The following is a 25,956-nucleotide window of genomic DNA, read 5'->3' as shown; positions in this document are numbered from 1 at the left end:
TTCACTCCCCGATCGCGTCGGCGGACAGGACCAGCAGCTCGCGCAGCCGGTCGGCGGGCAGTTCGGCCAGCCACTGCTCGCCGTCGCCGACCGCCGCCTCGGCCAGGGTGCGCTTGGCGGCGAGCAGTTCGTCGATCCGCTCCTCGACCGTGCCCGCGCAGACCAGCCGACGGACCTGCACGGCGCGGCGCTGACCGATCCGGTGCGCGCGGTCGGTGGCCTGGTCCTCGACCGCCGGGTTCCACCAGCGGTCCAGGTGGACCACCTGGTTGGCGGCGGTCAGGTTGAGCCCGGTGCCGCCCGCCTTCAGCGACAGCAGGAACACCCGCGGGCCGCCGGGCGACTGGAAGCGCTCGACCATCTCCTCCCGCCGCCCGCGCGGCACCCCGCCGTGCAGGTAGAGCACCTCCTCGCCCAACTTCCGCCGCAGGTACGGCCGGAGCATGGTGCCGAACTCCGCGTACTGGGTGAAGACCAGCACCCGGTCACCCTCGGCCAGCGCCTCCGTCAGCAGCTCGACCAGCCGGGCGACCTTGCCCGAGCGCCCGGCCACCGCCGTACCGTCGTGCAGGAGTTGGGCCGGGTGGTTGCAGACCTGCTTGAGCCGGCCGATCGCCGCCAGCACCGCGCCCTTGCGCTCGACGCCGTGCAGCCCGCCGAGGCGCTCCAGCAGATCGGCCACCACCGCCCGGTAGAGCCCGGCCTGCTCGGCGGTCAGCGCGCAGCGGACGGTGAACTCCTGCTTGGCGGGCAGGTCCTGGGCGATCAGCGGGTCGTCCTTGCGGCGGCGCAGCAGGAACGGGCCGGTGACCCGGCGCAGCAGGGCCGCCGCCTGCGCGCTGCCGGTCTGCTCGACCGGGACGGCGAACCGCTCCCGGAACGCCTCCGGGCTGCCGAACAGCCCGGGGTTGGCGAAGTCCAGGACGGCGTGCAGGTCGGCCAGCCGGTTCTCCACCGGGGTGCCGGTGAGCGCGATCCGCGGGCCGGAGCGCAGCGAGCGCAGCGCCCGGGACTGCCGGGCCGAGCGGTTCTTGACGTGCTGGGCCTCGTCGGCGACGATCCGCCGCCAGTGCACGCGGCGCAGTTCGGCGGCGTCCCGCTGGACCAGGCCGTAGGTGGTGATCACCAGGTCGGCGGCCGCGTCGGGCGCGGTGCGGTCGGGGCCGTGGTGGACGTGCACCCGCAGGCCGGGGGCGAACCGGGCGGCCTCGCGCTGCCAGGTGCCGACCATCGACATCGGGCAGACCAGCAGCACCGGGCCGCGCGCACCGCGCTCCTGCTCCAGGGCCAGCAGGGCGAGCGTCTGCACCGTCTTGCCGAGGCCCATGTCGTCGGCCAGGACGGCGCCGAGGCCCAGCCGTCCGAGCGCGTCCAGCCAGGCCAGCCCGCGTCGCTGGTACGGGCGGAGGGTGCCGGTGAAGCCGTCGGGCAGCTGTGGGACGCGGTCGGCGGAACCGGTCCGGCCGGCCAGCAGGTCGCCGATCGGGCCGGTGGCGCGCACGGCGGTGACCGGCAGTCCGTCCACCACGGCGCCGTCCCGCACGGCCAGCCGCAGCAGTTCGACCGGCTCCATGGTGCCGGTGCCGTGCTCGGCCAGGAAGCGTACGGCGGCGGCGAGTTGGGCCTGGTCGACCTCGACCCAGCGACCGCGTAGCCGGACCAGCCCCTGCTGGGCGGCGGCGAGTTCGGCGAGCTCCTGCTCGGTGAGGGTGGCATCGCCCAGGGCCAGGCGCCACTCGAAGGCGAGCACGGCGTCCCGGTCGACCTGCGTGGTGCGGGCCACGGCGGACGGGTCGCCGGCCGGGGTGCCGGCCGTCAGGACCAGGCCGAGCCGGGGGCGGCGCTGCCACCAGGCGGGCAGCAGGACGCCGAACCCGGCGCGGGCCAGCGCGGGCGCGCCGTCGCGCAGGAAGCACAGGGCCTGCGCCCGGTCGAGCCGGGCCTCGGTGGGGAAGGCACCGGTGAGCCGGGTGCGCAGTCCCGGGTCCACCCGGACGGCGCGGGCCAGCTCGGCCCGGTAGGCCTCGGCCGGGTCGGCCGCCGTGGCGGGCAGGGCGCCGGCCAGCGCCCGGTACGCGGGGTCGGCGGCGGCGCCCGGGCGCAGGGCGGCGGCGGGGAGCACCAGCGAGGGGCGGTCGGCGGCGCGGACCAGCAGGTCGAGCCGCCAGGTGTCGGCGAGGACCCCGCCGTCGGGGTCGTCCGGGTCGGGGCCGAGCGGTTCGGTGAGGCGGAAGTCCAGCCGCAGCGGCGCGTCGGCCGGGCGGACGGCCTGCCAGGCGGCCAGCCGCTCGGGCAGCCCGGCGGGCGGGGCCTGGGCGAGCCGGCCGTCGGGGCCGTGCAGGGCGGCGAGGAAGGGGTCCGCGGGCGGGTCGAGGTCCGCGAGGGCGACCCGGGCCTCCTGGTCGGCCAGGGCGTCCAGCAGCCCGGTGAACAGGGCGGCGGCGGTCGGCTCGCCGCCCGGGCCGGCCGGGTGCTCCGCGCGGCAGACCGGCGGGCAGCCCGCGAGCAGCGCGGCCGCCTCCCGGTGGGCCGGGGCGTCCGGGGCGGGCCGCCAGCGGGCGTACCACTGCCCCGCCTCCTCGACCAGCACCGGCAGCAGCCGCCCGCGCCCGACCAGCCGCCAGGCGAGGTCGTGCACGGCGGACAGCCAGCGCACCGAGGCGCCGTACGCCAGCTCGGCCGGGGTGCCGTCGGGCAGCTGGACGGTCGCGCCCGGCCAGTGCGGGTCGTGCAGCGCGCCGAGCAGCTGGGCCGCCTGCGAGCGGTCGAAGAGCAGCGCGGGCACCCGCCACGCGCCCAGCGCCAGACCGCGCCGCACGGCACCCACCGGCAGGTCCGGCGAGGGCACCGGCCGGTCGCCGAGGGTCGGCAGCAACAGCCCCGTCCACCGCTCGGCGGCCTGCTCGGCCAGCCAGCCCAGGCCCGGCCCGACCGCCCCGAGCAGCCGGGCCACCTCGCCGGCCGGGCAGGCGAACGGGTGCGCCGCTCCCCCGCGGCCGGCACCCGCCGGCGCGTCCCCCCGGTACACCGCCGCGTCCTCCGCCCAGACGGCGAGCCGGCCGTCGGCCCGCCAGAGCGCGTGCAGGGCGTACATCGGTGGGCGGCACCTCTCCGGACGTTGGCGGAAGCGGGAACAGAACGGGTTTCCCACCCTAGTCCGCGGCACCGACAGTGCCGGTGGGCCGGGGCCGCGCGCCCGGTTGGGTAGGAGACCGGCAGGGGGTTCGGACGGACGACGGAAGGAGCGGACCATGCTCATCGAGCGGCTCCGCCGAGCGATCGACGACCACGACCTGGACGGCTTCGCCGCCTGCTTCGCCCCCGGGTACGACAGCCGGCAGCCCGCCCACCCGGCCCGCGCGTTCACCGGCCGCGAGCAGGTCCGCAGGAACTGGGGCCGGTTCTTCGAGGACGTCCCCGACCTGCGGGCGGAGCTGGCGGCCCACGCCCGCGCGGACGGCGTGGAGTGGGGCGAGTGGCACTGGCACGGCACCCATCGGGACGGCACCGCGTTCGACATGCGGGGGACGACGCTGTTCGGCGTCCAGGACGGGCTGATCCGCTGGGGCCGGCTGTACATGGAGGAGACCGAACAGGACGGCGCCGGCATCGACCGGACCGTGCGACGGCTGACCGGCGAATGACTCGGATGGAGCGGCCCGGCGGGCGGGGCGCCGGAATTGCTCCTACGTTGCGGTGCGAGGGGGATTCCTGAACGAGAGGTGTCGACTGCCATGGCGGGAAAGTTCGAGCTGTACACCGATGAGAGCGGCATGCACCGGTTCCGGCTCAAGGCGAGCAACGGATCGATCGTGGTGACGGGTGACCCGGAGGAGAACCGGGACGACTGCCTCAAGAGCATCGAGTCGATCCGCAAGCTCGCGCCCTACGCGGAGCTGAAGGAAGCGGCCGCCGGACCGGCCTGAGGGCTCCGACGCGGGTCGGCGGAACGATTCGCCGACCCGCGTTCGTTTGCGCGACAGATCCCTTTGGCCGCGTGCACGCCGGGGGCGGACAGAACACCGGCATGCGTGTCGTCATCGTCACCGAATCCTTTCCCCCCGACGTCAACGGCGTCGCCCACAGCGTGCTGCGGACCGCCGAGCACCTCCTCCGCCGGGGGCACCAGCCGCTCGTCGTCACCCCGGCGCCCGCACGCGGCGCGCAGAGTCCCTCGCACACCTTCGGCGCCGGCGGCGTGCCGGACGGGCTGCCGGTGGTGCACGTCCCCTCCGTCCCGCTGCCCGGCTACCCGCAGGTCCGGATCGCGCTGCCCAGCCGGCAGCTGGCCGCCGCGATCCAGCGGCACCGGCCCGACCTCGTCCACCTGGCCAGTCCGTTCGTGCTCGGCGCGCGCGGGGCGCAGGTCGCCGCCCGGCTCGGCGTGCCCGTCGTCGCCGTCTACCAGACCGACCTCGCCGGGTACGCGCACGCCTACCGGGCCGGGCGCGGGCTCGGCGAGGCGGCCGCCTGGCACCGGATCCGCGCCGTCCACGGCCTCGCCGCCCGGACGCTGGCGCCGTCCACCCCCGCCGCCCAGGACCTCACCGCGCACGGGGTCGCCCGGGTGCAGCTGTGGCCGCGCGGCGTGGACTCGGTCCGCTTCCACCCGCGCCACCGCGACGAGGCGCTGCACCGGGCGCTCGCCCCCGGCGGCGAGGTGCTGGTCGGGTACGTGGGGCGGCTCGCGCCGGAGAAGCGGGTCGACCTGCTCGCCGAGACCTCCACGCTGCCCGGTGTGCGGGTGGTCGTGGTCGGCGACGGGCCCTCCGCGCCCGGGCTGAAGGCCGCCATGCCCGGCGCCGTCTTCCTCGGCCGGCGCACCGGCGAGGAACTGGCCCGATGTTTCGCCACCCTGGACGTCTTCGTGCACACCGGGCCGCTGGAGACGTTCTGCCAGACCATCCAGGAGGCGATGGCCAGCGGGGTCGCGGTCGTCGGCCCGGCCGCCGGCGGCCCGCTCGACCTGGTCGCGCACCGCCGCACCGGCCTGCTCGTCCCGCCCCGCGACGGCGCGGCGGTGGCCCGGGCGGTGACCGCCCTCGCCGGGGACGCGGAGCTTCGCTCCTCCTACGGACGCGCCGGGCGGGCCGAGGTCACCGCCCGCACCTGGGAGGCCGTCGGGGACCTGCTGCTGCGGCACTACGCCGAGGTGCTCGCGGAGCGCCACGGGGTGGCCGCCGGGCCCGACGCGCCCGCGGCGTCCGCGCCCTCCGCTGCGCCCACCGCCCCCGGCGCGACCGACGGAGCCGGTGCGCCCGACGGACCCGAGCGGCCGGCCGCCCCGCTGACGGAGGAACTGCCCGCATGACCACCGGCCCCCTGCGGATCGTCCGGGTGGCGAACTTCGTCACCCCCGTGTCCGGCGGACTGCGCACCGCGCTGCGCCACCTCGGCGCCGGCTACCGGGCCGCCGGCCACACCCCGGTGCTCGTCGTACCCGGGAAGCGGCGCACCGCCGAGGAGGGCGAGCAGGGACTCGTCGTCACGCTGCCCGGCCCCGTGGTCCGCGGCAGCGGCGGCTACCGGCTGCTCACCGACCGCCGGGCGGTCGCCGCCGAACTCGAACGGCTCGCCCCCGACCGGCTGGAGGTGTCCGACCGCACCACCCTGCGCTGGACCGGTGCCTGGGCCCGCCGGCACGGGGTGCGCTCGGCGATGGTCTCGCACGAGAGCGCCGTCGGCCTGCTGCGGACCTGGGGCGTGCCCGGCCCGGCCGCCGACGCGGCCGCGAACCGGCTCAACGGCCGGACCGCCCGGTCGTACGACACGGTGATCTGCACGACCGACTGGGCCGCCGCCGAGTTCCGCCGCCTGGGCGTGCGGAACCTCGCGCGCGCCCCGCTCGGCGTGGACCTCGCCGTGCTGCGCCCGCCGGCCGCCGCCGACCGGGTGGCGGAGCGGGCCCGGTACGCGGCCCCCGGGCAGGTGCTGCTGGTGCTCTGTTCCCGGCTCTCCACCGAGAAGCGCCCCGCGCTCGCCCTCGACGCCCTGGCCGCGCTCCGGTCCGCCGGGGTCGACGCGGTGCTGGCGGTGGCCGGCACCGGGCCGCTGCGCTCGCGGCTGGCCGCCCGGGCCGCGCGGGAACGGCTGCCCGTGCACCTCCTCGGCCACCTGGCCGGGCGCGGGGCCGTCGCCCGCCTGCTCGGCTGCGCCGACGTGGTGCTGGCGCCGGGACCGGTGGAGACCTTCGGGCTGGCCGCACTGGAGGCGCTCGCCTGCGGCACGCCGGTCGCCGTCCACCGCGGCTCGGCCCTGCCCGAACTGGTCGGCGCGGCCGGCGCGGCCGCCGAACCGACCGGCGCGGGGTTCGCGGAGGCGGCGCGCGAACTTCTCGCCCGCCCCGAACCGGCCAGGCGCGCCGCCGCCCGCGCCCAGGCCGAACGGTACGGGTGGCCGGCGGCCGTGACGGCCTTCCTCGCCGCCCACGGCGCGGCGCCCGTCGCCACCCGCTGAGCCCCCTTCGACGAACAGGACGAACAGGACAGCACGGAACAGCACGGAACGGGGTGGGAGGTCCGATGAACACCATCACGGCAGTGGACGGAGGAGGCGGCACCGTACCGGGTGCCGCGCACAGCGCGACCCGCGGGGGCGCGCGACGGACCGGCGGACCGGTTCGGTTCGTGGCCCTCGGCGACTCGCTCACCGAGGGCATCGGCGACCCGATCGCCGACGGCTGGCGCGGCTGGGCGGCCCTGCTCGCCCGGTCCCTGGCCCCGCCGCGGACCGGGGTCGACTTCACCAACCTGGCGCGCAGCGGCGCGCTCACCACCGACCTGACGGCGGAGCAGTTGCCGGCGGCGCTCGCGCTGCGGCCGCAGTTCGCCGCCGTGGTGGCCGGCGGCAACGACACCCTGCGGTCCGGCTTCGACGTCGGCCGCACCACCCTGGCCCTGGACACCGCCCTCGGCCGGCTCACCGGCAGCGGCGCGGTGGTGCTGACCGCCTGCCTGCCCGACCCGGGCAGCCTGCTGCGCCTGCCCCGTCCGCTCGCCCGGCCGCTGGCCCGGCGGATGCGGGCGGTGAACACCGTGGTGCACGCGCTCTCCGCCCGCCACCGGACCGTCCACCTGCACATCGCCGAGCTGCCCTGGACGGCGGAGCGCCGGCTGCTCAGCGTCGACCGCCTCCACCCGAGCGCCGAGGGCCACCACCTGATCGCCCGCGGGTTCCACGACCTGCTCACCACCGCCGGCCGCCCGATCGGCCCGGCCCCCGCCCCGGAACCCGCCGAACCGCCGCCGGGCACCCTGGCCGACGTCTGGTGGATGGCCACCAAGGGCACCCGCTGGGTCGCCGACCGCAGCACCGACCTGCTCCCGGGCCTGGTCGCCCTCGCCGCCGTCGAGGGCTACACCCGCCTCCGCGGCACCACCGGCCACCAGGACCACCGCATGGCCCACGCCACCACCACCGCCCTCGCCGCCCTGCCACCCGAGCCGGCGGAGTAGGAAGTCGGCCCCGTCGACTTCCCGCTCCGCCCGCGAGGCCGGCAGCCGCCGACCCCCGGAGTGGGAAGTCGGCGACATCGACTTCCTGCTTCGCCCCCACACATCGCCGGCCCCACGTGCCCGGACGCCCCCTGCTCCCCTCACCTCCCGGCGGGCGGAGCCGCCGGCCACCAGAGAAGCGGAGAGGCAGAGCCCTCCGGCCCCGCGCGCGCCAATCCGGGCAGACGCGCGAACGCAGGGGAGTGGGAAGAAGCCCCGGACCCCGGCTCCAGACACCTCGCCACGGGGCGAACCGCGCGAGCAGGGCGCACGGCTCCGCGGGCGCTGGGGCGGGTGGGTGCGGGAACACAGGAGTGCGGGAGAGGCCCGGGCTCAGGACGCCTCACAGTGGGCGAACCGGCGCAGGGCCGGGTGTCCGACTCCAGGCCCATCGGCCTGTGCAGCCGCAGGGCTTGGAGGCGGTGCCCCGGCTCCGCGCGCCGGGATCGGCGGACGTGCGCACGCAGAGGTGCGGAAGGACGCCCGGCTACGGGTATATCGCGGCGGGCGAGCAGCAAGAACGGGGTGCCCTGGATCCGCGCGCCGGGGTGGGGGGATGCCCGGCTCCGGAGATGTCGAGGTAGGCGCACCGCCACAGCGGGGTGCGCCCGCTCCGGGCGAGCGAACGTCGGGGTGGGGCAGGCCGGTTCGAGCGGGCCGGGAACCGGAGGGGCGGGGTGGGGTGTCCTCGGGGGTGGCGGAGGGAGTGCGGGTGGCGGAAGGAGTGCGGGTGGCGGGCGAGGCAGGGTCGGGGCGGGAGTTGTTGGCGGCGGCGGGGGTGCTGTTCCCGGACGAGCGCGGGCGGGTGCTGGTGGTGCGGCTGCCGTACGACCTGAAGCACCCGGTGGCGGTGCCGGGCGGGGGCTGGGACCCGGAGGACCGGTCGCCGCGCCGGACGGCGGTGCGGGAGATCGAGGAGGAGTTGGGGTTCACCCCGCGGCTCGGGGCGTTGGCCTGCCTGGACTGGACGCTGGACCACTCCCGCCCGCCGATCGCCGCCCACCTGTACTGGGCCGAGCCGCTCACCCCCGCGCAGGCGGCGGCCTTCACGCCGGACCGCGCCGAGGTCGGCGGCTGGGCGTGGCTGACGCCGGAGCAGGCGGCCCGTGCGCTGCCGCCGCGGCTCTCCCGGCGGGTGACGGCCTGTCTGCGCGCCCCGCGCGCGGCCGCACCCCTGGAGCTGGAGGACGGCCTGCCCGCCGGGCACGCCCTCGACCACCTGACGCCCCACCCGGCGCCCCCCGCGTACACGGGCGCCGCGGGCCTGTCCGGGCTGTCCCCGCACTGGCCCGCGCGAACGGCCCCCGCACCGCCCTCCGACGCCCCGCCGTTGCTGGACCGGGCCGCCTACATCGCGGGCCGCCCCCGGATCCGGGCCAAGGCCCGCGCGGTGTTCACCGACCGGGCGGGCCGCGTCCTGCTGGTGCGGCAGCGGCCGTGGGACCTGCCGGGCGGCGAGGTGCCGTACTGGACGCTGCCGGGCGGCGGCATCGAGGCGGACCGGGAGCTGCCCCGGGCGGCGGCGCGCCGCGAGGTGCGCGAGGAGCTGGGCTGGTCCTGCGAGCCGGGACGGCTGCTGGCGCTGGACTGGCTGCCCGGCCGGGCGGCGGACCCGGCGTCGGCCCGGGAGACCGCGGTGCTGGTCTACCTGTTCGACGGCGGCACGGTGGCGGACGAGCGGTTCGCGTCGATCGTGCTGGCCGAGGAGGAGCTGGTCGAGTGGCGGCTCTGCGACCCGGTGGAGGCGCGGGCGCTGCTGACGCCGGCGTCCTGGGCCCGGACGGCGGCCGCGCTGGCGGCGCGGGACCGGCCGGGAGGCCCGGCCGAGCTGGTCGGCGGGTACCCGGCCGGGTGAGCGCGCCCCGCGAGGCCGGTGGGAGGGGCAGCGGGACAGGAGGCGTCCCGCCGGTCCACACTGGCCGCATGCAGAACACGCAACACACGACGCGCACAGGGGACGGCCTCGGCGACGCCCTGTCCGCCCTGACCGGTCGCCGGGTGACGGCGGTCGGCGGCGGCGACCGCCTCGACCTCGCGCTCGACGGGCCGGCGACCGTCCGGGTGACACACGAGTTCCGCTTCACCGGACCGACGGGGGTCAGCCTCTACTACCCCGCGCTGACCCTCCGGCCCACCGGACCACTGCTCGGTCTGGTCGGCCGGACGGTCGGCTCCGCCCGGGTCACCCCGGCCGGCGGGCTGGAACTGGTCTTCGCCGGTGCGGGCGGCGGGACGCTCTCCGTCCCGCCGCACGCGCTGCTCGCACCGTGGCGCGTGGTCACGCCCGACGGCACGGTCTGCGCGGGGCTCCCCGGCGGCGAGGTCGTCCGGTCCGGGAAGCCGGCCGCCGTCAGACCTCCAGGTCCGCCTCGATCCTGCTGAGCTGGTGCCGGGCCATCGCCAGGTTGGCCCGGCCCTTGTCCAGCGCCAGGTAGAGGAACAGGCCCTTTCCGCTGCGGCTGGTGAGCGGGCGGATCAGGTGGTACTGGCTGCTGAGGGTGATGAGGATGTCCTCGATCCCGTCGCTGAGGCCCAGCATGTCCATGGTGCGCATCTTGGCCCGCACCACGTCGGTGTTCCCGGCGGCGGCCACGTTGAGGTCGAGGCCGCCGGGGCCGTCGAGGGTGGCCAGCGCCATGCCGCTGTTGTAGTCGACCAGGGCCGCGCCGATGGCGCCCTCGATCACGGTCATGGCCTGCTTGAGCGCGCCTGCGGCGTCGGTCATCTCGGTGTCTCCCGTTCGTCGGTGAGTCGGTGAGTCGGTGAGTTCGGTGAATCGGTGAGTCGAGTTGGGTGGGTGCGGTACGGACGTACGTGCGGTGGCCGGGCCCGTCAGGGTTCCCGGGCCTCCTTGGGCAGCAGCGCGTCGTTCAGGAGCGCGGCGATCCGCTGGGCGGAGCGGCGGGCCTCCAGGTGCAGGCGGCCGACGTTCGCGTCCGGGTGGGCGAGCAGGGTGAGCACGCAGCTGCCGCCGGCCGCGTAGGTGGCGACGTAGCCGTGTTCGCCGCGCACCAGCGACTCGCGGAACTCGCCCTGGCCGGTGCTGTCGGCGAGCCGTTGCGCCAGGCTGAGCGAGGCGGCGGTCATCGCCGCCAGGCCCGAGGGCTCGGTCCCGTGGGTGTCGTGGGCGATCAGCAGACCGTCCACGCTGGCCACCAGACCGCCCGCGAGGTGCGGCAGCCGGTTCCTGATGGCGCGGAGTTCGGCCAACAGCTCGGTTTCCAAGGCGATCAGTTGCCTCCTTCCGACACGCTGCTTGAGCGCCCGCCTCATGGCCGTGAGGGCGGGGTCGCGGGCGGAGCGTGGTTCAAAGTCGGGCCTCCAGAAGGGTTCGGACCCGGATCAGCAGCGCGATGTCCGGATCGGTGTCGTTGGGCGGGACGCCGGCGGGCGGCGGAGCGGCGGCGCGCGGCGGGCCGGTGAGGGCGGCGAGCGCCGCTCCGGGCACCCGCCGGTGCAGTCCGCCCGGCGCCCTGGGTGCCGGGACCCCGCCGGGCGCGGCCGGCGCCGTTCCCGCCGCGCACCCGGTGTCGGGGCCGGCCAGCAGGCCGGCGGCGGCGAGCCGGCGGACGTCCGCCGTGGTCGCGAACGCGGAGCGGCCGAGCAGCCGGGCCAGCTCCGCCGGGGTTCTCCGGCCGTCCGCGTGGTCGAGCAGTTCGCACTGGCGCCGGGTCGGGGGGCGGAGCCGGCGGGCGTGGCGTCCGGGGGCGGCGGTGGTCGTCTGCGGCGTGGCGGACCGGCGCAGCGGCGCGGTGTCGAACTGCGCCGAGGGCCAGATCCGGTCCAGCAGGTGCTGCCGCCGTTCGGCCTCCCGGCGCAGCCGGTGGGCGCCGACGGCGGCCACCGGGCCGAACCAGTGCCGTACGCCGGGCGCGAAGGTCCAGCGGGCCGGGGCGGCGGGGGCGTCCACCGCGTCCGGGCCGTCCGTCGCGCCCGGGCCGTCCTCCTCGTACGGGCCGTCCCCCTCCTGCGGGGTGTCCAGCAGGAAGCAGGCGGCGTCGTAGAGCGCGCCGAGGTGACAGAGTTCGAGCTCGCCGCGGGTCAGCCGGCCCTGTTCGACCAGGGCCTCGCCGACCCGGGCGTGCGGGCCGAACCGGTGGACGGCGTCCTGCCAGGTCTCGCGGGTGAGCCGGCCGCAGGCGGTGAGCAGGGTGGCGAGGTCGGGCGCGCGGTCGGACTCGGCGTGGGCGACCAGGCCGTCGACGAGGTAGACGGTCCCGGCGGGGCCGCGCAGGGCCCCGGTGGCGCGTTCACCGGCGAGCCGTTCGACGGCCGCGCCCGGGGTCCAGCCGGGGGCGAAGGCCTCCGGGAGAGCGCCCTCCGGGAAGGCACCCTCGGAGGAAGTGCCCTCCGGCGAAGTACCCTTCGGAACGGCCGCGTCCGGTGGCCGGAACCCGACGGCGGCGCGCGCCCCGGCGCCGGGGTCGCACGAGCCCGAGCCGGCCGGGGAGTTCGCAAGGAAGTTCGTCATCCGAGCACCAGTTCCTCGGCGAGCGACTGGAGCCGGAAGCGGGCTACGGCGAGATTGCCCTCGGCGCGGTCGAGCCAGAGGTGCAGCACGAGCCGGCTGTCGAAGACGGTATCGATGAAGCAAAGCAGGTGGTAACTGCGCCCGGCGGTCAGGATGATGTCCTGCATCGACGCCGTCCGGTCCTCTGCTGCGGTGAAGGTCGCAGCCTCAACGGCCGCCCGTACCAAGTCGGTTGCCTCTGCGGCCGTGGTGTCGTGGTCGCCGGTCGGACTGGCGCCGGCGCTGCCCAGCGCGAGCCCGCTGCTCCAGTCGATCAGGCTGGCCGAGCGGGCCCCGGCGATCGCCATCGCCCGGGACAGGCACTCGTCGATACCCGGCACTCGGGCTCCTTCGGAGGGTTCGGGGAGGAAACGGCGCGGCGGGCCATGGCCGCCGGGCACCGGCCGACTGCCACGACGCGTGGCGAGTTCGACACGGAAGGCTACTGGTGGATTCCATTCAACGAACGTTCCAATGGCATATTCACACCACAACGGCGGTTTTTCGGCCATCCTTTGACGTCACGTCAGATCAGTTCGATCGGACATCTCCGCTGACCGCACACCCGCACGGAACACGAACGGACGATCCACCTGGCGTGCCACCTTGGCCGGTTGTCGGCCACCTCGACGGGTTTCGGACGGCGGATGCGATAGATGTCGGACGCGACGGGCGGCGAACGCCCCGGACCGGCGAACGCCCCGGGCCGGGGAACGACGAAGCGGCCGCCCCCACAAGGGGAACGGCCGCTTCCGATGGAGCGCCAGGCCCGGGTCGCACGGACTCTCCCTACTGAAAGTAGGGCGTGCTCTGGTAGCACCGCTGACGCCTGGTCGAACCGGTCCCGACCCCCGCTCCGCGGTGATCGTTCCCTCTCGACGGAATGAACACTAGCAGGCCATCACGCCTGGTCAGAAATCGGATCCCCCTCCGCCGCACCCCGCGCGCGACCGGCGGGCAGCAGCGTGCGGTAGCCGGCGATCAGCGCCGCGAGTCCGACCTCGAAGGCCTGGTCGGCGCGGTCCCGCCCGGCCGGGACGGCGGCCAGCGCGTCAGCCAGCCGCGGGGTGGCGGCCCGGTCGACGGCGTCGACCATCACGGCGGGCGCGACGAGGTCCAGCGCCGAGCCGAGGATGAAGCTCTCCAGGGCGGTGATCACGCCCATCACGTCCTCGCCCGCGAAGCCCGCCGCCTCCAGGGTGACCACCGCCCGCTCGTACAGCTCGTGCATGAACGGTTCGGCGAGCGGCGCGGTGGCCAGCAGCCGGATGATGCCGGGGTGCTCGGCGAAGGCCTCCCGGTAGGCGCGGGCCCAGCCGCGCAGCGCCTCGTCCCACGGCCGGTCCCACAGCGAGCGCTCGCCGATCACCCGGACGAGTTCGGCGCGCATCAGAGCGACGATCTCGGCGCGCCCGGTGACGTGGTGGTAGAGCGCGGAGGGGCTGACCTTGAGCGCGCCGGCGAGGGCCGGGATGGTGAGGTCGCCGGCCTCGTCGACCAGCCGCAGCGCGGTCTGCACGATGCGCTGCCGGTCCAGCAGGGGTGTGCGCGGCCTGGCCATGGGTTTCCCGTCCTTGCTCGGCGATGGCGACGTCGCCGCGCGACGCGGCCCTACGATCATCGCTCAAGATCATCGTAATGAAAACGTAACCGAATGACTTTCAATAAAACTCTTCCGCGCCCCGCCCGGGCGCACCTACGGTTACCGAATCCCATTCAGTTAACCAGGTCACACCAGACCGCACCGGGAGAGGACGCCCCCGCATGCGCGCCGACACGCTCTTCACCGGAGGCCGGATCCACACCGGCGACCCGGCCCGCCCCGTCACCGACGCCCTCGCCGTCACCGCCGGGCGGATCACCGCCCTCGGCGCGACGGCGCACGCCCTGCGCGACGAGCGGACCGAGACCGTCGACCTGGCCGGCGGCGCCCTGCTGCCGTCCTGGGGCGACGGCCACGTCCACCCGCTGATCGGCGGGCTCGGCCTGCGCGGCGTCCCGGTGCGGGACCGCACCAGCCTGGCGGAGGTCGTCGAGGCCGTCCGGGTCTGGGCCGAGGAGCACCCCGAGGCCGAGTGGATCACCGGCGACGCCTTCGACCCGTGGCTCGCCGAGGGCGGCCTGTTCGACGCCGCGCTGCTCGACGCCGTCGTCCCCGACCGCCCGGTGCTGCTGCGCACCATGGACCACCACACCGGCTGGGCCAACAGCGAGGCGCTGCGCCGGGCCGGGTACACCGCCGACACGCCCGAGCCCGCCCACGGCGAGATCGTCCGGCGCGCCGACGGCAGCCCGCTCGGCACCCTGCGCGAGTTCGGCGCGCTCAACCCCGTGCTCGCCCTCGTCCCGCTGCCCGACCTCGCCGAGCAGGTCGACGCGCTGCACGGCACCGCCCGGGTGCTCGCCTCCGCAGGGGTGACCTGGATCCAGGACGCCTGGGTGGAACCCCACCAGGTCGACACCTGGCTCGCCGCCGTCGCCGACGGCCGGGAGCTCGCCGTCCGGGCCAACCTCGCGCTGCTGCTGGAGCCGGACGGCTGGCGCGAGCGCCTCCCCCGGCTGGCCGCCGACCGCGCGCGGGTGGCCGACGCCGGGCGCGGGCGGCTCACCGCCCGGGCCGTCAAGTTCTTCGCCGACGGGGTGGTGGAGTCCGGCACCGCCGCGCTGCTGGAGCCCTACACCGACTGCCCGCACTCGCACGGGGCGGCCAACTGGACCGCCGCCGAACTGGCCGACGCCGTCACCGCCGTCGACGCGCTCGGCTTCCAGCCGCACATCCACGCCATCGGCGACCACGGCGTGCGGATCGCCCTGGACGCGGTCGAGGCCGCCGGGCGCCGCAACGGACCGCGCGCCCGGCGTCCGGTGATCGCCCACGTCCAGCTGGTCGACCCGGCGGACCTGCCGCGGTTCGCCGAACTCGGCGTGATCGCCAACTTCGAGCCGCTCTGGGCGCAGCCCGACCCGCTGATGACCGAGCTGACGCTGCCCCGGATCGGCCCCGAGCGCGGCGCCCGGCAGTACCAGATCGCCGCGCTGCTGCGCAGCGGCGCGCGGGTGTCGTTCGGCAGCGACTGGCCGGTCACCCGGTACGAGCCGCTGGCCGGGCTGGCCACCGCCGTCACCCGGCAGACGCCCGAGGGTCTGCCGGCGGACGGCTGGCTGCCGGAGGAGCGGATCGGGCTGGCCGAGGCGCTGGCCGCCTACTCGGCGGGGGTGGCGCACCAGGCGTTCGAGGAGGACGACTGGGGGGTGCTGCGGGTCGGCCTGCGGGCGGACCTGGTGCACCTGGCCGCCGACCCGTACGCCGTCCCGGCGGGCGAGCTGGCCCGGCTCGCCGTCCTGGGCACCTGGCTGGGCGGCCGCCGCACCCACTGACCGCCCCGCGCCCGCCGAACGCCCCCGCCGCGCCCCATCCGCGTCCGCGCCCCCCTGCGCCCGGATGCGCCCCCGGCGCGCGCCAAGGCCGTCCGCGCCCCCATCCGGGCGGCTTCCCCTACCCTCGACCGCACGACCCCAGGAGAGCTCCCCCATGCACCTGCCCTCCGACACGACCGCCCCCGCGGCCGCGCCCCCGACAGCGGCACCGGCATCGGCACCGGCACCGGCCCCCGGCCTGGAACGCGGCGTCCTCGGCACCGGCGACATCGTCTTCTTCGTCGTGGCCGCCGCCGCCCCGCTCACCGTGATGGCCGGGGTCGCCCCCTTCGCGATCGCCTTCGGCGGCATCGGCGCCCCGGCCGCCTACCTGGCCACCGGCCTCGTCCTGGCCCTGTTCGCGGTCGGCTTCACCACCATGACCGCGCACGTCCGCAACGCCGGCGCGTTCTACGCCTACGTCACCCGGGGCCTCGGCCGGCCCGCCGGGCTCGGCGCCGCGCTGCTCGCGGTGCTGTCGTACAACGCGATCCAGATCGGCATGTTCGGCGCCTTCGGCTACTTCGCCCAGGAGACCGCCGCCGACCTGCTCGGCGTGGACCTGCCCTGGCCGCTCTGGGCGCTGCTCGGGGTCGCGGCGGTCTGGTTCCTCGGCTACCGCTCGATAGACCTCGGCGCCAAGGTGCTCGGCGCGCTGCTGATCGCCGAGACCGGCATCCTGCTGGTGCTCGCCGTCGCGGTGCTGGTCCGGGGCGGCGCGCACGGCCTCTCGCTCTCCTCGTTCGCGCCCGGCAACGTGGCCACCGGTGGCATGGGCGGCGTGCTCGGCCTGTCCTTCGCGGCGTTCGTCGGCTTCGAGGCCACCGCGATCTACCGCGAGGAGGCCCGCGCCCCGCACCGCACGGTGCCCCGCGCCACGTACGCGGCGATCGCCTTCCTCGGGCTGTTCTACACCTTCATCACCTGGACGATCGTGCAGGCCTTCGGCGACTCGGAGGCGGTGGCCACCGCGACCGCCGACCCGGCCGGGATGTTCTTCACCGCGATGACCGAGTACGTGGGCGGCTGGGCGACGGACCTGCAGCGCGTCCTGATCGTCACCAGCCTGCTGGCCGCGCTGCTCGCCTTCCACAACACCATCACCCGCTACGGCCACGCGCTGGCCGCCGAGGGCGCGGCCCCGGCCGCGCTCGGGCGGATCCACCCCCGGCACCGCTCGCCGTGGATCGGCGGCATCGCCCAGAGCCTGCTCGCGGCGGGGGCCGTCGTGGTGGCCGCGCTGATCGGCGCCGACCCGTACAACCAGTTCTTCCTCTGGGTGAACTCCCCCGGCGTGGTCGGCATCCTGCTGCTCCAGGCGCTGGCCGGGCTGGCCGTGTACGCGTTCTTCCGGCGCGAGCGGGCGGCCGCCGCGAGCGCCGGCCGGTTCCGTACGGCGGTCGCCCCGCTGCTCTCGACGGCGCTGCTGTGCGGCGCGACCGGGCTGGTGGTCTGGCGGCTCGACCTGTTCACGGCGGCCGGGCCGGAGGTCAACTGGCCGCTGGTGGCGGTGGTTCCGGTGGTGTTCCTGACCGGGGTCGGCCTCGCCCTGCGGCTGCGCTCGCGCCGTCCGGAGGTGTACGCCCGGCTCGGCGGCACGGACGCCGACGCGGAGCCCGACGCCCGCTGAGATCCCTCGTACGCCGACCGCGGGCCCGGTCGACCGGGCCCGCGGTCGGCGTACGATCGAAGTGCGGCGATCACCCGCGCGCCCCTCGATCAGGGCCCTGATCCGGTGGTCGGCGCCCCCGGACGCTTCCCGGCCGCCTGCGGCGGCACCCCGCGCCGCACCCGGTCGAAGGCCGGCGGAGGACCCCAGAGGGAAGAGCGGACCATGTCACTCTCCACCACTCCGACGGCCGGCCCGGACCGGGCCGGCTCCCAGACCTACGAGACGATCCCGGTGGGCGAGGGCCCGCACAGCGTGGCCGCGAGCAGCGACGGCCGGCGGGTCTACGTCTCCAACTTCCTCGACGGGACGGTCACCGCCGTCGACACCCCGGCGAACACCGTCGCGACGGCCTTCCCGGTCGCCGTCGGCCCGTACGGGGTGGCCGTGGACCCGCCCGGCGAGCGCCTGTACGTCGCCGAGCAGTCCAGCACCGTCGTCAAGGTGTTCGACACCGCCACCGGCGGCGAGACCATCGTCACCGACATGGGCGCCAGGCCGTACGGCCTGGCCATCGCCGTGCACCCCGAGCAGTTACTGATCGCCAACCCCATCGACGACCAGGTGATGATCTCCGACCTGCTCACCAAGAGCCACGGCGCCCTGACCGGCATCGACTTCCCGGTCGGCCTCGCGGCCTCCGCGGACGGCAACCGCTTCTACGCCGGCAACTACTTCGCCAACACGGTGTCCGTGTACGACGCGACCGAGCTCATCGAAGTGGACGGGCCCACGCCGGCCGAACCGCTGGACGTGATCACCGTCGACCGGGGGCCGTACGGGCTGGCCGTCGACCGGCACGGCGAGCGGCTGTACGTGGCCCACTTCCCGTTCGACACGGTCTCCGTGATCGACCTCGCCGGCGAGGCCCCGCTCCGCACCATCGCCGTGTCCGGCGGCCCGCGCGGTGTGGCCGTCAGCCCGGACGGCACCCGCCTCTACGTCACCAACTTCTTCGGGCGGACCCTCACGGTCATCCCGCTCTGACTCCTGGATTCGGATGCATGTTCGATTCTCGGCGTAGGCTGGAGCCATGAGCACCACCGTCCACCTCCAGCCGTCGCTGTTCGACGACCCCGGCCCGGCCGGGCCCGCGCTCGGGCCGCTGGTGGGCGTGCGCCGGGAGGTCCTGGGCTCGGGCGCCTGGGTCGACCTGCTGCCGGGCTGGCTGCACGGGGCCGACCGGCTGTTCGAACAGCTGGCCGCCGAGGTGCCCTGGCGGGCCGAGCGGCGCGAGATGTACGAGCGCACGGTGGACGTCCCCCGGCTGCTCGCCTCCTACCGGGAGGCCGACCCGCCGCCGCACCCGGTGCTCGGCGAGGCCCGCACGGCGCTGAGCGCGCACTACGCGCGCGAGCTGCGCGAGCCCTTCCGCACCCTGGGCCTCTGCTACTACCGGGACGGCCGGGACAGCGTGGCCTGGCACGGCGACCGGATCGGGCGCGGCGCGCACGAGGACACCATGGTGGCGATCCTGTCCGTCGGCGAACCCCGGGCGCTGCTGCTGCGCCCCCGCGGCGGCGGCGCGCCGGTGCTGCGGCACCGCCTCGGGCACGGGGACCTGCTGGTGATGGGCGGCTCCTGCCAGCGCACCTGGGAGCACGCGGTGCCGAAGACGGCCCGGCCGGCGGGCCCCCGGATCAGCATCCAGTTCCGGCCGCGCGGCGTCTCCTGAGCCCGACGGCACACCGACGACCGCGCACCGACGACGGGAGGCCGCGGCATGCCGAAGGCGGGCCGGTACCACGAGGGCGTCCCCTGCTGGGTCGAGCTGGGCGCGGTGAACCCCGGGCGGGCCCGGCGCTTCTACGGCCGGCTGTTCGCCTGGGAGTTCGTCGAGATGCCCGGCTGGAGCGTCGCCACGCTGCGCGGCGCCCAGGTCGCGGGCCTCGGCGCCCGGCCGCGGGGCGACGGGCAGTCCTGGACGACGTACCTGGCGGTGGCCGACGCAGAGCGGACGGCCGCGGCGGTCCGGGAGGCGGGCGGGCGCGTGCTGCGGGAGCCGTACGAGGTGCCGCCCGAACAGGGCTGGGCGGCGCTCGCGGCCGACCCGGCCGGCGCGGTGTTCGGCCTGCGGCAGGGGCTGCTCTGGCAGGGCGCGGGCCTGGTCGACGAGCCGGCCGCGTTCAGCTGGAGCGAGCTGCACTCCCCCGACCCGGACACCGCCCGGGCGTTCTACCGGCGGGTGTTCGGCTACGAGTACGGCCCCGAGAGCGACGGCGCCACCCTGTTCCGGGTCGCCGGGATGCCGGCCGGCGGGATCGCCCGGCGGCCCGACGCCGGCTGGGCGGTCCACTTCGGCACCGCCGACACCGACCTCGCCGTCGAGCGGGTGCGCGAACTCGGCGGCACGGTGCTGGCCGGCCCCGAGCCCACCCCGTTCGGGCGGCGCGCGGTCGTCCGCGACGACGGCGGCGCGGCGTTCACCCTGGTCGGCGTCCCGTCCGCGGAGGAGACCCTGGCCGCCTAGTCCCGTGCTTCCGAAGCGAGTCCGAGCGCCTCCCGCAGCCGGGCGACGTCCTCGGCGTCCTTGGCCCGGCGCGGGCGGAGCGGGTCCCAGAGCGGCATCATCCGCTTGATCTCGATCTGCGCCCGCGGCGCGACGACCGGGCAGTCCAGCCCGCCGAGCCGCCCCGGCGGCCCGTCCAGCAGCCCGGCCGGCCAGGCCGTCCCCGCCCAGGGGCCGCCGGCCACCAGCACCCGGCCGTCCGGCGCGAGGTCGACCAGGGCGAAGCTCGACTCCAGGCCGTCGCGGACGAAGTCCAGCTGCTGCTCCGGCGGGCTGCCCGGCAGCGGGCGGTACCCGAGAGCGCGCAGCCCGGCGGCGAGCGCCGCGGCGTCGGCGGCCGGGGCGAACCAGTCGACGTCCTCGTGGTCACGGCTCTGCTCACCGAGGAAGAAGTCCATCGCCCAGCCGCCGCGCAGCCAGACGCGTGTGCCGAGACGGCGGGCGAGGCCCACCGTCTCGGCGATCTGCGCGAGTTGCCCGTCGGCACGCTTCCGGTCCATGGACCCCACCTCCACGGGGCCGGACGCTACACCCGCCGCAGTTCCTCAGTCGCGGGATTTTCGTCAGGGGCCGGGTCTCAGTCCTTGACCGCGCCCGCCAGCCCGGAGACCAGCTTGCGCTGCACCGCGATGAAGAAGATCAGCACCGGCACGGTCATCAGCGTGGAGGCCGCCATGATGCCGCCCCAGTCGTTCTCGTCCGGCTTGAAGAACACCAGCAGCGCCGAGGGGAGGGTCTGGTTCTCGGTCGCGCTGATGATGAAGGTCTTGGCGAAGACGAAGTCGTTCCACGCCGCGATGAAGGAGAACACGCTGGTCGCGGCCAGCCCGGGGGCGACCAGCGGCAGCAGGATCGTCCACAGGATGCGGGTCCGGCTGGCGCCGTCGATCTGCGCGGCCTCCTCGATCGAGACCGGCACGGCGGCGACGAAGCCCCGCATCATCCAGATCCCGAAGGGCAGCGAGAAGGCCAGCTGCACCAGCACCAGCGAGGCCAGGGTGTTGAGCCCGATGCCCGGCGCGAACCGGCCCGCGTCGCGGAACATGAAGAACAGCGGGATGGTCAGCGCCTCGACCGGGATCATCTGGGCGATCAGGAACATCACCATGATGGTGGTGCGGAAGCGGAACCTGAACCTGGTCACCGCGACCGCCGCGAGGAAGACCACCAGCGCGGAGAGCACCACCACCGACAGCGCGATCACCAGGCTGTTGACGAAGTACCGGCCGAAGCCGTCCACGCTGAGCACCTGGCGGAAGCTCTCCAGCGTCGGGTGCGCCGTCCACGGGCGCGGGTTGAGCGACTGCACCTCGCCCTTCGGCTTGAAGGCCGACAGCACCATCCAGAAGATGGGGAAGGCGGTGACGACGGCCACCAGGAGGGCCGTGGTGTTGGCGCCGAGGCGCCAGCGGCTACGGGCGTTCACAGTTCGTTCCCCGTCCTGCGCAGCGAGCGGATGTAGAGGACGGTCGGGATCACCAGGATCAGCAGCATGATCACGCCGATGGCCGCGCCGAGCCCGTACTGCGAGGAGGCGAAGGCCTTCTGGTAGGCGTAGACGTTGAGCACCAGGTTCTGGCCGGCGATGCCGCCGCCCTCGGTCATCACGTAGATCTGGGTGAAGACCTTGAAGTCCCAGATGACCGACTGGATCACCACGATGGTCAGGATCGGCCGGAGCATCGGGGCGGTGATCCGGCGGAAGGTGGCCCAGGTGCCGGCGCCGTCCAGCGCCGCCGCCTCCAGGACCTCGGTCGGGATCGCCCTGATGCCCGCGTACAGCGTCACCATGACGAAGGGGAAGGAGTGCCAGACGACGACGGCGCCGACGATGAGGAAGGCCGTCCACTTGTCGTAGAACCAGTTGTACTCGTGGAAGCCGTCCAGGCCGATGCTCACCAGGGTCTTGTTGACCAGGCCGAGGTTGGTGTCGAACAGGAAGCTCCACACCGTCGAACCGGTCATCGCCGGCGCCGCCCAGGCCGCCATCGCGGCGGTGGTCAGCACCAGCCGGGGCACCCGGCCCACCCTGGTCAGCAGCACCGCGAGGGTGGCGCCGACCGCCAGGGTGGCGACCACGCAGAACGCGGCGAAGCCGATCGTCTGCAGCAGCACCGACCAGAACTGCCCGTCGCTCAGGATCTTCCGGTAGTTGCCGAAGCCGACGAAGCTGGTCGGCACACCGCCGGACGCCTGCGCCTGCCCGAAGTCCAGCACGGACAGCAGGCCGAGCTGGTAGATGGGGTAGGCGACCAGCGGGATCATGATGACCGCCGCCGGCAGCAGGAGCAGCAGCGGGGGTCGGCGCCGGCCGCGCGGGGGCGCGGCCGACGCCCTGCCCCGACGCCACCCGCTCGGGGAAGGCGGCGCCGCCGGGGCGGTCGTGGTGGATGCGGACACGTACGGGACCTGCTCTCTGGATGCCGGGTGGGCCCGGGTCCGGTGGCGTGGACCCACCGGACCCGGGATCAGCCGGCCCGGGCTCTCGGATGGCCCGCGCTCAGTGGGCGCGCGGCGCTCAGTTGGCGGAGAACGCCGAGGTGATCTGGGTGGCGGCGTCGCCCGAGGCCTTGGCCACGTCCGCCTTGCCGGTGACGACCTGCTGGAGCATGGTCGGGATGACCGACTGCGCGTCGATCTGCGCCCACGCCTGGTGCAGCGGCACGAACTTGGTACCGGCCGCGATGGTGTCGGTGAACGGCTTCAGGAAGGCGTCCTTGGCGGCGACCTTGCCGTTGACCGACTTCAGCGTCGGCAGGTTGCCCATGGCGTCGTACATCTGCTCCTGGTACGCCGGGCTCGCCAGCAGCTCGGCGAACTCCACGGCCAGGGTGCGGTGCTTGGCCGCCTTCATCACGCCGAGGTTGTTGCCGCCGGCGAACGCCGGGGCGATCGAGCCGGCCTTCTCGCCGGGCAGCGGGACGACCGCGTACTTGTCCTTGGCCGCGCCCGCGTCCACCTTGCTGCGGCTGGAGTTGGGCAGGATCGCCATCGCCGCCTTGCCGGCCGCGAAGAGGTCGACGGTCTTGCCGCCGGTGAGGTCGGCGCACTGCTGGACCGGACAGCCGTTCTCGGTGAAGAGGTCGGTGTAGCGCTTGATGCCGGCCTGCGAGGCGGGGGAGTTGATCGCCGCCTTGAACTTGTCGCCCTCCTTGGCGGCGATGTCGCCGCCCGCGTCCCAGACGAAGGGCAGCGCGCCGAAGGTGTACTTGCCGCCGACCGCGATGCCGAAGGTGTCGGGGTGCGCGGCGTGGATCTTCTCGGTGGCGGCGACCAGCTCGGCGTAGGAGGTGGGCGCGGCCAGGCCGGCCTCGGTGAACAGGTCGGTGCGGTAGTACAGCGCGCGCACGCCGACCCACCACGGCAGGCCGTAGGTCTTGCCGTCGAGCACGGCGGTCGCGGCGATCGCCGGGTCGAGGTCGCCCTTGTCCTTCCACTTGTCGAGGTCGGCGCCGATCTCGGCCAGGCCGCCGGCCGCGACGTAGCCGGGCAGGTCGGTGTTGCCGAACTCGACCAGGTCGGGGGCGCTGTTCGGGTCGTTGAACGCGCCCTTCATCTTGGCGGCCCGGGCCGAGGCGTCGGTGTCGATGTAGCTGACGTTGACGGTGACGCCCTGGTGGGAGGCCTGGAACTCGGCGACCGCCTTGCTGATCACCGCCTCCTTGGCGGCGTTGCCCGCCTCGTTGTACAGCCAGACCTGGAGGGTGCCGGTCTTGTCGTCGGCGGCCTTCTCGCCGGCGGGCACGGCGGTGCCGGGCGAGCAGGCGGCGGCCGCGAGGCAGGTGGCGGCGAGGACAGCGGCCGCGGTGGTCCGTCTGACGATGCGCATGGGTGTGGAACCTCCCCTCCCGACAGCTGCCGCCGAGACGTGCGCCGCTGGGGACGGGCACGTCGAAGCAGGCCCTGACCGGGGCCGATGGTGGGTGCGTGCTGAACGCGTGAATGTGGGGGTGGTGCGACGTGGGTACGGCAGGGCGACCGCTCGGGTGGGCTGCGTCGCCTGCTCGATGCCAGGGACGTTAGGCGGGGGCGCTCACGGGCAACAAGAGCCGGTTCGCGAAGTTTTGCACTGCACAACGCTGTATCGAAAACGGGGCCGACACGCCCGGAAGCGGTACCGTTCGACAACCGCTGCCGTCCGGCGGCGGAACGAGAGGGGAACGGACCGCATGACGGAGCAGACGGCCGGCTCGGCCACCACCGCGAAACCGAAGAAGGCGGCGGGCGAGCGCAACCAGTCCTCCTCGCTGCGCCGGGCGCTGTCCGTCCTCGGCTACGTCCGCGACCACGGCGACGGGCGCGGTGTCCCGCTCGCCCAGCTCGCCGAGGCGCTCGACCTCAACAAGTCCACCGTGCTCCGGCTGACCGGCCCGCTGCTGGACGAGCACCTGCTCGACCGCGACCGGGAGACCGGCTGGTTCCGGCTCGGACACGGCTCGCTCCGCCTCGGCCAGGCCTACCTCTCCACCCTCGACCTGCGCAGCGTCGCCGCCGAGCACCTGCGCCGCCTCCAGCGCGAGGCCGGCGAGACCGTCCACCTCACCGTCTGGCAGGCGCCGGGCATCGTCTACCTGGACAAGGTCGAGGACGAGACCAACGTCCGGATGGCCTCCCGGGTCGGCAGCCGGGCCCCCGCCTACTGCACCGCGACCGGAAAGGCGATCCTGGCCTGGCTCCCCGAGGAGGCCGTCGCCGAGGTCGTCGCCGCCGGACTGCGCCCGGTCACCGCCTGGACCATCTCCGACGAGACCCACCTGCGCGCCGACCTCGCCCGGATCCGCGCCCGGGGCTACTCCATCGACGACCGGGAGAACGAGCCCGAGGTGCGCTGCGTCGCCGCCCCGATCTTCGACCACACCGGCGAGGTCACCGCCGCGCTCTCGGTCTCCGGCCTCACCTCCCGGATGACCGCCGCCCGCGTCCGCGCCCTCGGCCCGGTGGTCGCCCAGGTCGGCCTGCGCATCTCCCGCGAGCTCGGCTCCGACCGCCCGGTCCCGTAGACGCGAAAGGGGCCCGGCACCTGTGATTCAGGTGCCGGGCCCCTCCCGGTGATGGAGCGCCAGGCCCGGGTCGCACGGACTCTCCCCACTGAAAGTGGGACGTACTCTGGTAGTACCGCTGACGCCTGACGAGAGATCATCTCCCTCGCGACAGGAAGAACACTACCAGGCCTGAACACCTGCCCGAACCACAGGAGCCACCCTCATGACCAGCGCCGACGCTCCGAGCACGGCCGCCACCGTGACCGCCGAGTACGCCCCCGGGCGCCCGATGGACGTATACCGCCCGCCGGCCGGCGCCTCCGGTCCGTGGCCGGTGGTCCTGCTCTGGCACGGGAAGGCACCCGACAGCCGGCACGAAGTCGCCCCGCTCGCCCGGGCGGTGGCCGGGCACGGCCTGCTGGTGCTCGCCCCCGACTGGCGCTCCGACGGGGAGGACAGCGGCCGCGCGCACCTGCTCGCCTCTCTGCGCCACGCGCGCCGCCACGCGACCGACCACGGCGGCGACCCGGAGCTCGGCTTCGTGCTGGCCGGCTGGTCGATGTCCGGCCGCGAGGCGATAGCCGTGGCCACCCACCCCGAAACCCCCGCCGACCTGCGCCCCACGGCAGTCGTCGGCATCGCCTCGCGCTACGAGCGCGCGGCGGTCACCACCGGCGAAGCCCCCCTCGCCGCCCTGGCCGACCGCCCCTCCCCCGTCCCGCTCTTCCTCGTCCACGGCACCCGCGACGATCTCGTCCCCACCGGGACCTCCGAGGCGCTGAACGCCGCCCTGCGCACCCCGGCCGCCGAGTACCTCGCGCTCGACACCGACCACGCCGGCGTCATCCTCGCCGAGTTCGACCCCGCCGTCGGCCACTGCGTCCCCGCCACCACCGACCACGCCACCCGCGCCGGCCGGGCCACCGCCGCCCTCCTCGCCCGCGCCGCGGGGCGCTCCTGACGCGCTGGCGTGCCGGCATGCCGACGCAACGCGAGCGGGCCCGGTACCTGTGTTCTCAGGTACCGGGCCCGCTCGGCCTTGGAGCGCCAGGCCCGGGTTGCACGGACTCTCCCCACTGAAAGTGGGACGTGCTCTGGTAGCACCACTGACGCCTGACGAGCGATCATCTCGCTCGCGACAGGAAGAACACTACCAGGCCGGAACACCTGCCCGAACCGGAGGAGAACCCCCGACGACCACAGCCCGAACACGCGAAAGGGCCCGGCATCCGAAGAACAGATGCCGGACCCTTCCGACCTCGGAGCGCCAGGCCCGGGTCGCACGGACTCTCCCCACTGAAAGTGGGACGTGCTCTGGTAGCACCACTGACGCCTGACGAGCGATCATCTCGCTCGCGACAGGAAGAACACTACCT

At 75.3% G+C, this 25,956-nt stretch carries 24 protein-coding genes; 14 read left to right on the top strand and 10 right to left on the bottom strand.

Translation table 11 applies throughout. The annotated features are described in order from the left end of the window. Window position 1: 1 nt before the first annotated feature. Complete coding sequence (locus ABT093_RS07390; protein ID WP_350561398.1) at window positions 2-3,094, bottom strand: SNF2-related protein; 3,093 nt, start codon at window positions 3,092-3,094, stop codon at window positions 2-4. 157 nt (window positions 3,095-3,251) lie between these two features. On the opposite strand from ABT093_RS07390, the gene ABT093_RS07385 reads away from it, so the two are divergent. From ABT093_RS07385 to ABT093_RS07355, 7 genes are all read left to right on the top strand, one after another. Then, complete coding sequence (locus ABT093_RS07385) at window positions 3,252-3,644, top strand: nuclear transport factor 2 family protein (protein WP_350561396.1); 393 nt, start codon at window positions 3,252-3,254, stop codon at window positions 3,642-3,644. 90 nt (window positions 3,645-3,734) lie between these two features. Beyond that, entirely contained in the window at window positions 3,735-3,926 is a 192-nt protein-coding gene (locus tag ABT093_RS07380) for a YegP family protein (protein ID WP_350561394.1), read from the top strand. A gap of 101 nt (window positions 3,927-4,027) precedes the next feature. After that, window positions 4,028-5,311, top strand: a complete 1,284-nt coding sequence (locus tag ABT093_RS07375; protein WP_350561392.1) for a glycosyltransferase family 4 protein — start codon at window positions 4,028-4,030, stop codon at window positions 5,309-5,311. Next, window positions 5,308-6,456 (top strand): glycosyltransferase, encoded by a 1,149-nt coding sequence (locus ABT093_RS07370; protein WP_350561390.1) that lies wholly within the window; start codon window positions 5,308-5,310, stop codon window positions 6,454-6,456. Before ABT093_RS07375 ends, ABT093_RS07370 begins: the two co-directional genes overlap by 4 nt. A gap of 65 nt (window positions 6,457-6,521) precedes the next feature. Further along, the gene (locus ABT093_RS07365; protein ID WP_350561388.1) at window positions 6,522-7,454 is read left to right on the top strand and encodes an SGNH/GDSL hydrolase family protein; all 933 of its coding nucleotides are present in this window, start codon (window positions 6,522-6,524) and stop codon (window positions 7,452-7,454) included. A 769-nt stretch (window positions 7,455-8,223) separates the two neighbouring features. Then, entirely contained in the window at window positions 8,224-9,348 is a 1,125-nt protein-coding gene (locus ABT093_RS07360) for an NUDIX domain-containing protein (RefSeq protein ID WP_350561386.1), read from the top strand. A gap of 68 nt (window positions 9,349-9,416) precedes the next feature. After that, entirely contained in the window at window positions 9,417-9,875 is a 459-nt protein-coding gene (locus ABT093_RS07355; RefSeq protein ID WP_350561384.1) for a DUF6188 family protein, read from the top strand. Here the strand turns inward: ABT093_RS07355 and ABT093_RS07350 are convergent. The 5 genes from ABT093_RS07350 to ABT093_RS07330 form a co-directional block, all read right to left on the bottom strand. Beyond that, complete coding sequence (locus ABT093_RS07350; RefSeq protein WP_350561382.1) at window positions 9,844-10,218, bottom strand: hypothetical protein; 375 nt, start codon at window positions 10,216-10,218, stop codon at window positions 9,844-9,846. The two genes, ABT093_RS07355 and ABT093_RS07350, sit on opposite strands and share 32 nt — an antisense overlap. A 107-nt stretch (window positions 10,219-10,325) precedes the next feature. Further along, a complete protein-coding gene (locus ABT093_RS07345) occupies window positions 10,326-10,718 on the bottom strand; it encodes a roadblock/LC7 domain-containing protein (RefSeq protein WP_350561380.1) in 393 nt (130 codons plus the stop codon). A gap of 82 nt (window positions 10,719-10,800) precedes the next feature. Next, window positions 10,801-11,964 carry a transcriptional regulator gene (locus ABT093_RS07340; protein ID WP_350561378.1) on the bottom strand — a complete coding sequence of 388 codons (1,164 nt, stop codon included), beginning with the start codon at window positions 11,962-11,964 and terminating at the stop codon, window positions 10,801-10,803. Further along, window positions 11,961-12,344, bottom strand: a complete 384-nt coding sequence (locus ABT093_RS07335) for a hypothetical protein (protein WP_350561376.1) — start codon at window positions 12,342-12,344, stop codon at window positions 11,961-11,963. Before ABT093_RS07335 ends, ABT093_RS07340 begins: the two co-directional genes overlap by 4 nt. Window positions 12,345-12,904: 560 nt before the next feature. Then, entirely contained in the window at window positions 12,905-13,564 is a 660-nt protein-coding gene (locus ABT093_RS07330; protein ID WP_350561374.1) for a TetR/AcrR family transcriptional regulator, read from the bottom strand. 203 nt (window positions 13,565-13,767) lie between these two features. Between ABT093_RS07330 and ABT093_RS07325 the strand changes: the two genes are divergently transcribed. The 5 genes from ABT093_RS07325 to ABT093_RS07305 all read left to right on the top strand — a co-directional run bounded on the left by ABT093_RS07325 (window position 13,768) and on the right by ABT093_RS07305 (window position 19,559). Beyond that, window positions 13,768-15,381, top strand: coding sequence for an amidohydrolase (locus ABT093_RS07325; protein ID WP_350561372.1), 1,614 nt, complete (start codon window positions 13,768-13,770; stop codon window positions 15,379-15,381). A 154-nt stretch (window positions 15,382-15,535) separates the two neighbouring features. Further along, window positions 15,536-17,050, top strand: a complete 1,515-nt coding sequence (locus ABT093_RS07320) for an APC family permease (RefSeq protein WP_350561370.1) — start codon at window positions 15,536-15,538, stop codon at window positions 17,048-17,050. A gap of 204 nt (window positions 17,051-17,254) precedes the next feature. Continuing rightward, window positions 17,255-18,076, top strand: coding sequence for a beta-propeller fold lactonase family protein (locus tag ABT093_RS07315; RefSeq protein WP_350561368.1), 822 nt, complete (start codon window positions 17,255-17,257; stop codon window positions 18,074-18,076). Between the two features lie 46 nt (window positions 18,077-18,122). After that, complete coding sequence (locus ABT093_RS07310; RefSeq protein ID WP_350561366.1) at window positions 18,123-18,764, top strand: alpha-ketoglutarate-dependent dioxygenase AlkB; 642 nt, start codon at window positions 18,123-18,125, stop codon at window positions 18,762-18,764. Between the two features lie 48 nt (window positions 18,765-18,812). Beyond that, window positions 18,813-19,559 (top strand): VOC family protein, encoded by a 747-nt coding sequence (locus tag ABT093_RS07305; protein WP_350561364.1) that lies wholly within the window; start codon window positions 18,813-18,815, stop codon window positions 19,557-19,559. On the opposite strand, the gene ABT093_RS07300 is transcribed toward ABT093_RS07305, so the two are convergent. The 4 genes from ABT093_RS07300 to ABT093_RS07285 form a co-directional block, all read right to left on the bottom strand. Continuing rightward, window positions 19,556-20,098: a nucleotidyltransferase domain-containing protein gene (locus ABT093_RS07300; protein WP_350561362.1), complete on the bottom strand. Its 543-nt coding sequence runs from the start codon at window positions 20,096-20,098 to the stop codon at window positions 19,556-19,558. The two genes, ABT093_RS07305 and ABT093_RS07300, sit on opposite strands and share 4 nt — an antisense overlap. 77 nt (window positions 20,099-20,175) lie before the next feature. Next, window positions 20,176-21,024 carry a carbohydrate ABC transporter permease gene (locus ABT093_RS07295; RefSeq protein ID WP_350561360.1) on the bottom strand — a complete coding sequence of 283 codons (849 nt, stop codon included), beginning with the start codon at window positions 21,022-21,024 and terminating at the stop codon, window positions 20,176-20,178. Beyond that, on the bottom strand, window positions 21,021-21,998 hold the full coding sequence (locus ABT093_RS07290) for a carbohydrate ABC transporter permease (RefSeq protein ID WP_350561358.1): 978 nt from the start codon (window positions 21,996-21,998) through the stop codon (window positions 21,021-21,023). The genes ABT093_RS07295 and ABT093_RS07290 overlap by 4 nt, the downstream gene beginning before the upstream one ends. Window positions 21,999-22,116: 118 nt before the next feature. Beyond that, window positions 22,117-23,427 (bottom strand): extracellular solute-binding protein, encoded by a 1,311-nt coding sequence (locus tag ABT093_RS07285; RefSeq protein ID WP_350561356.1) that lies wholly within the window; start codon window positions 23,425-23,427, stop codon window positions 22,117-22,119. A gap of 340 nt (window positions 23,428-23,767) precedes the next feature. On the opposite strand from ABT093_RS07285, the gene ABT093_RS07280 reads away from it, so the two are divergent. Further along, window positions 23,768-24,598, top strand: coding sequence for an IclR family transcriptional regulator (locus ABT093_RS07280; protein WP_350561354.1), 831 nt, complete (start codon window positions 23,768-23,770; stop codon window positions 24,596-24,598). Window positions 24,599-24,803: 205 nt separating this feature from the next. Continuing rightward, window positions 24,804-25,541 (top strand): alpha/beta hydrolase family protein, encoded by a 738-nt coding sequence (locus ABT093_RS07275; RefSeq protein WP_350561352.1) that lies wholly within the window; start codon window positions 24,804-24,806, stop codon window positions 25,539-25,541. The last annotated feature ends 415 nt before the right edge of the window (window positions 25,542-25,956 follow it).

This window comes from Kitasatospora sp. NPDC002551, from assembly GCF_040296005.1.
Classification (GTDB): domain Bacteria; phylum Actinomycetota; class Actinomycetes; order Streptomycetales; family Streptomycetaceae; genus Kitasatospora.
The sequence above is the reverse complement of the archived record's forward strand: the minus strand, read 5'-3'. Positions and strand labels throughout refer to the sequence as shown.

Coding starts and splice junctions, on each gene's coding strand:
- ABT093_RS07390 (WP_350561398.1), bottom strand. CDS start 3,094: ATGTACGCCCTGCACGCGCTCTGGCGGGCCGACGGCCGGCTCGCCGTC.
- ABT093_RS07385 (WP_350561396.1), top strand. CDS start 3,252: ATGCTCATCGAGCGGCTCCGCCGAGCGATCGACGACCACGACCTGGAC.
- ABT093_RS07380 (WP_350561394.1), top strand. CDS start 3,735: ATGGCGGGAAAGTTCGAGCTGTACACCGATGAGAGCGGCATGCACCGG.
- ABT093_RS07375 (WP_350561392.1), top strand. CDS start 4,028: ATGCGTGTCGTCATCGTCACCGAATCCTTTCCCCCCGACGTCAACGGC.
- ABT093_RS07370 (WP_350561390.1), top strand. CDS start 5,308: ATGACCACCGGCCCCCTGCGGATCGTCCGGGTGGCGAACTTCGTCACC.
- ABT093_RS07365 (WP_350561388.1), top strand. CDS start 6,522: ATGAACACCATCACGGCAGTGGACGGAGGAGGCGGCACCGTACCGGGT.
- ABT093_RS07355 (WP_350561384.1), top strand. CDS start 9,417: ATGCAGAACACGCAACACACGACGCGCACAGGGGACGGCCTCGGCGAC.
- ABT093_RS07350 (WP_350561382.1), bottom strand. CDS start 10,218: ATGACCGACGCCGCAGGCGCGCTCAAGCAGGCCATGACCGTGATCGAG.
- ABT093_RS07340 (WP_350561378.1), bottom strand. CDS start 11,964: ATGACGAACTTCCTTGCGAACTCCCCGGCCGGCTCGGGCTCGTGCGAC.
- ABT093_RS07330 (WP_350561374.1), bottom strand. CDS start 13,564: ATGGCCAGGCCGCGCACACCCCTGCTGGACCGGCAGCGCATCGTGCAG.
- ABT093_RS07325 (WP_350561372.1), top strand. CDS start 13,768: ATGCGCGCCGACACGCTCTTCACCGGAGGCCGGATCCACACCGGCGAC.
- ABT093_RS07320 (WP_350561370.1), top strand. CDS start 15,536: ATGCACCTGCCCTCCGACACGACCGCCCCCGCGGCCGCGCCCCCGACA.
- ABT093_RS07315 (WP_350561368.1), top strand. CDS start 17,255: ATGTCACTCTCCACCACTCCGACGGCCGGCCCGGACCGGGCCGGCTCC.
- ABT093_RS07310 (WP_350561366.1), top strand. CDS start 18,123: ATGAGCACCACCGTCCACCTCCAGCCGTCGCTGTTCGACGACCCCGGC.
- ABT093_RS07305 (WP_350561364.1), top strand. CDS start 18,813: ATGCCGAAGGCGGGCCGGTACCACGAGGGCGTCCCCTGCTGGGTCGAG.
- ABT093_RS07300 (WP_350561362.1), bottom strand. CDS start 20,098: ATGGACCGGAAGCGTGCCGACGGGCAACTCGCGCAGATCGCCGAGACG.
- ABT093_RS07285 (WP_350561356.1), bottom strand. CDS start 23,427: ATGCGCATCGTCAGACGGACCACCGCGGCCGCTGTCCTCGCCGCCACC.
- ABT093_RS07280 (WP_350561354.1), top strand. CDS start 23,768: ATGACGGAGCAGACGGCCGGCTCGGCCACCACCGCGAAACCGAAGAAG.
- ABT093_RS07275 (WP_350561352.1), top strand. CDS start 24,804: ATGACCAGCGCCGACGCTCCGAGCACGGCCGCCACCGTGACCGCCGAG.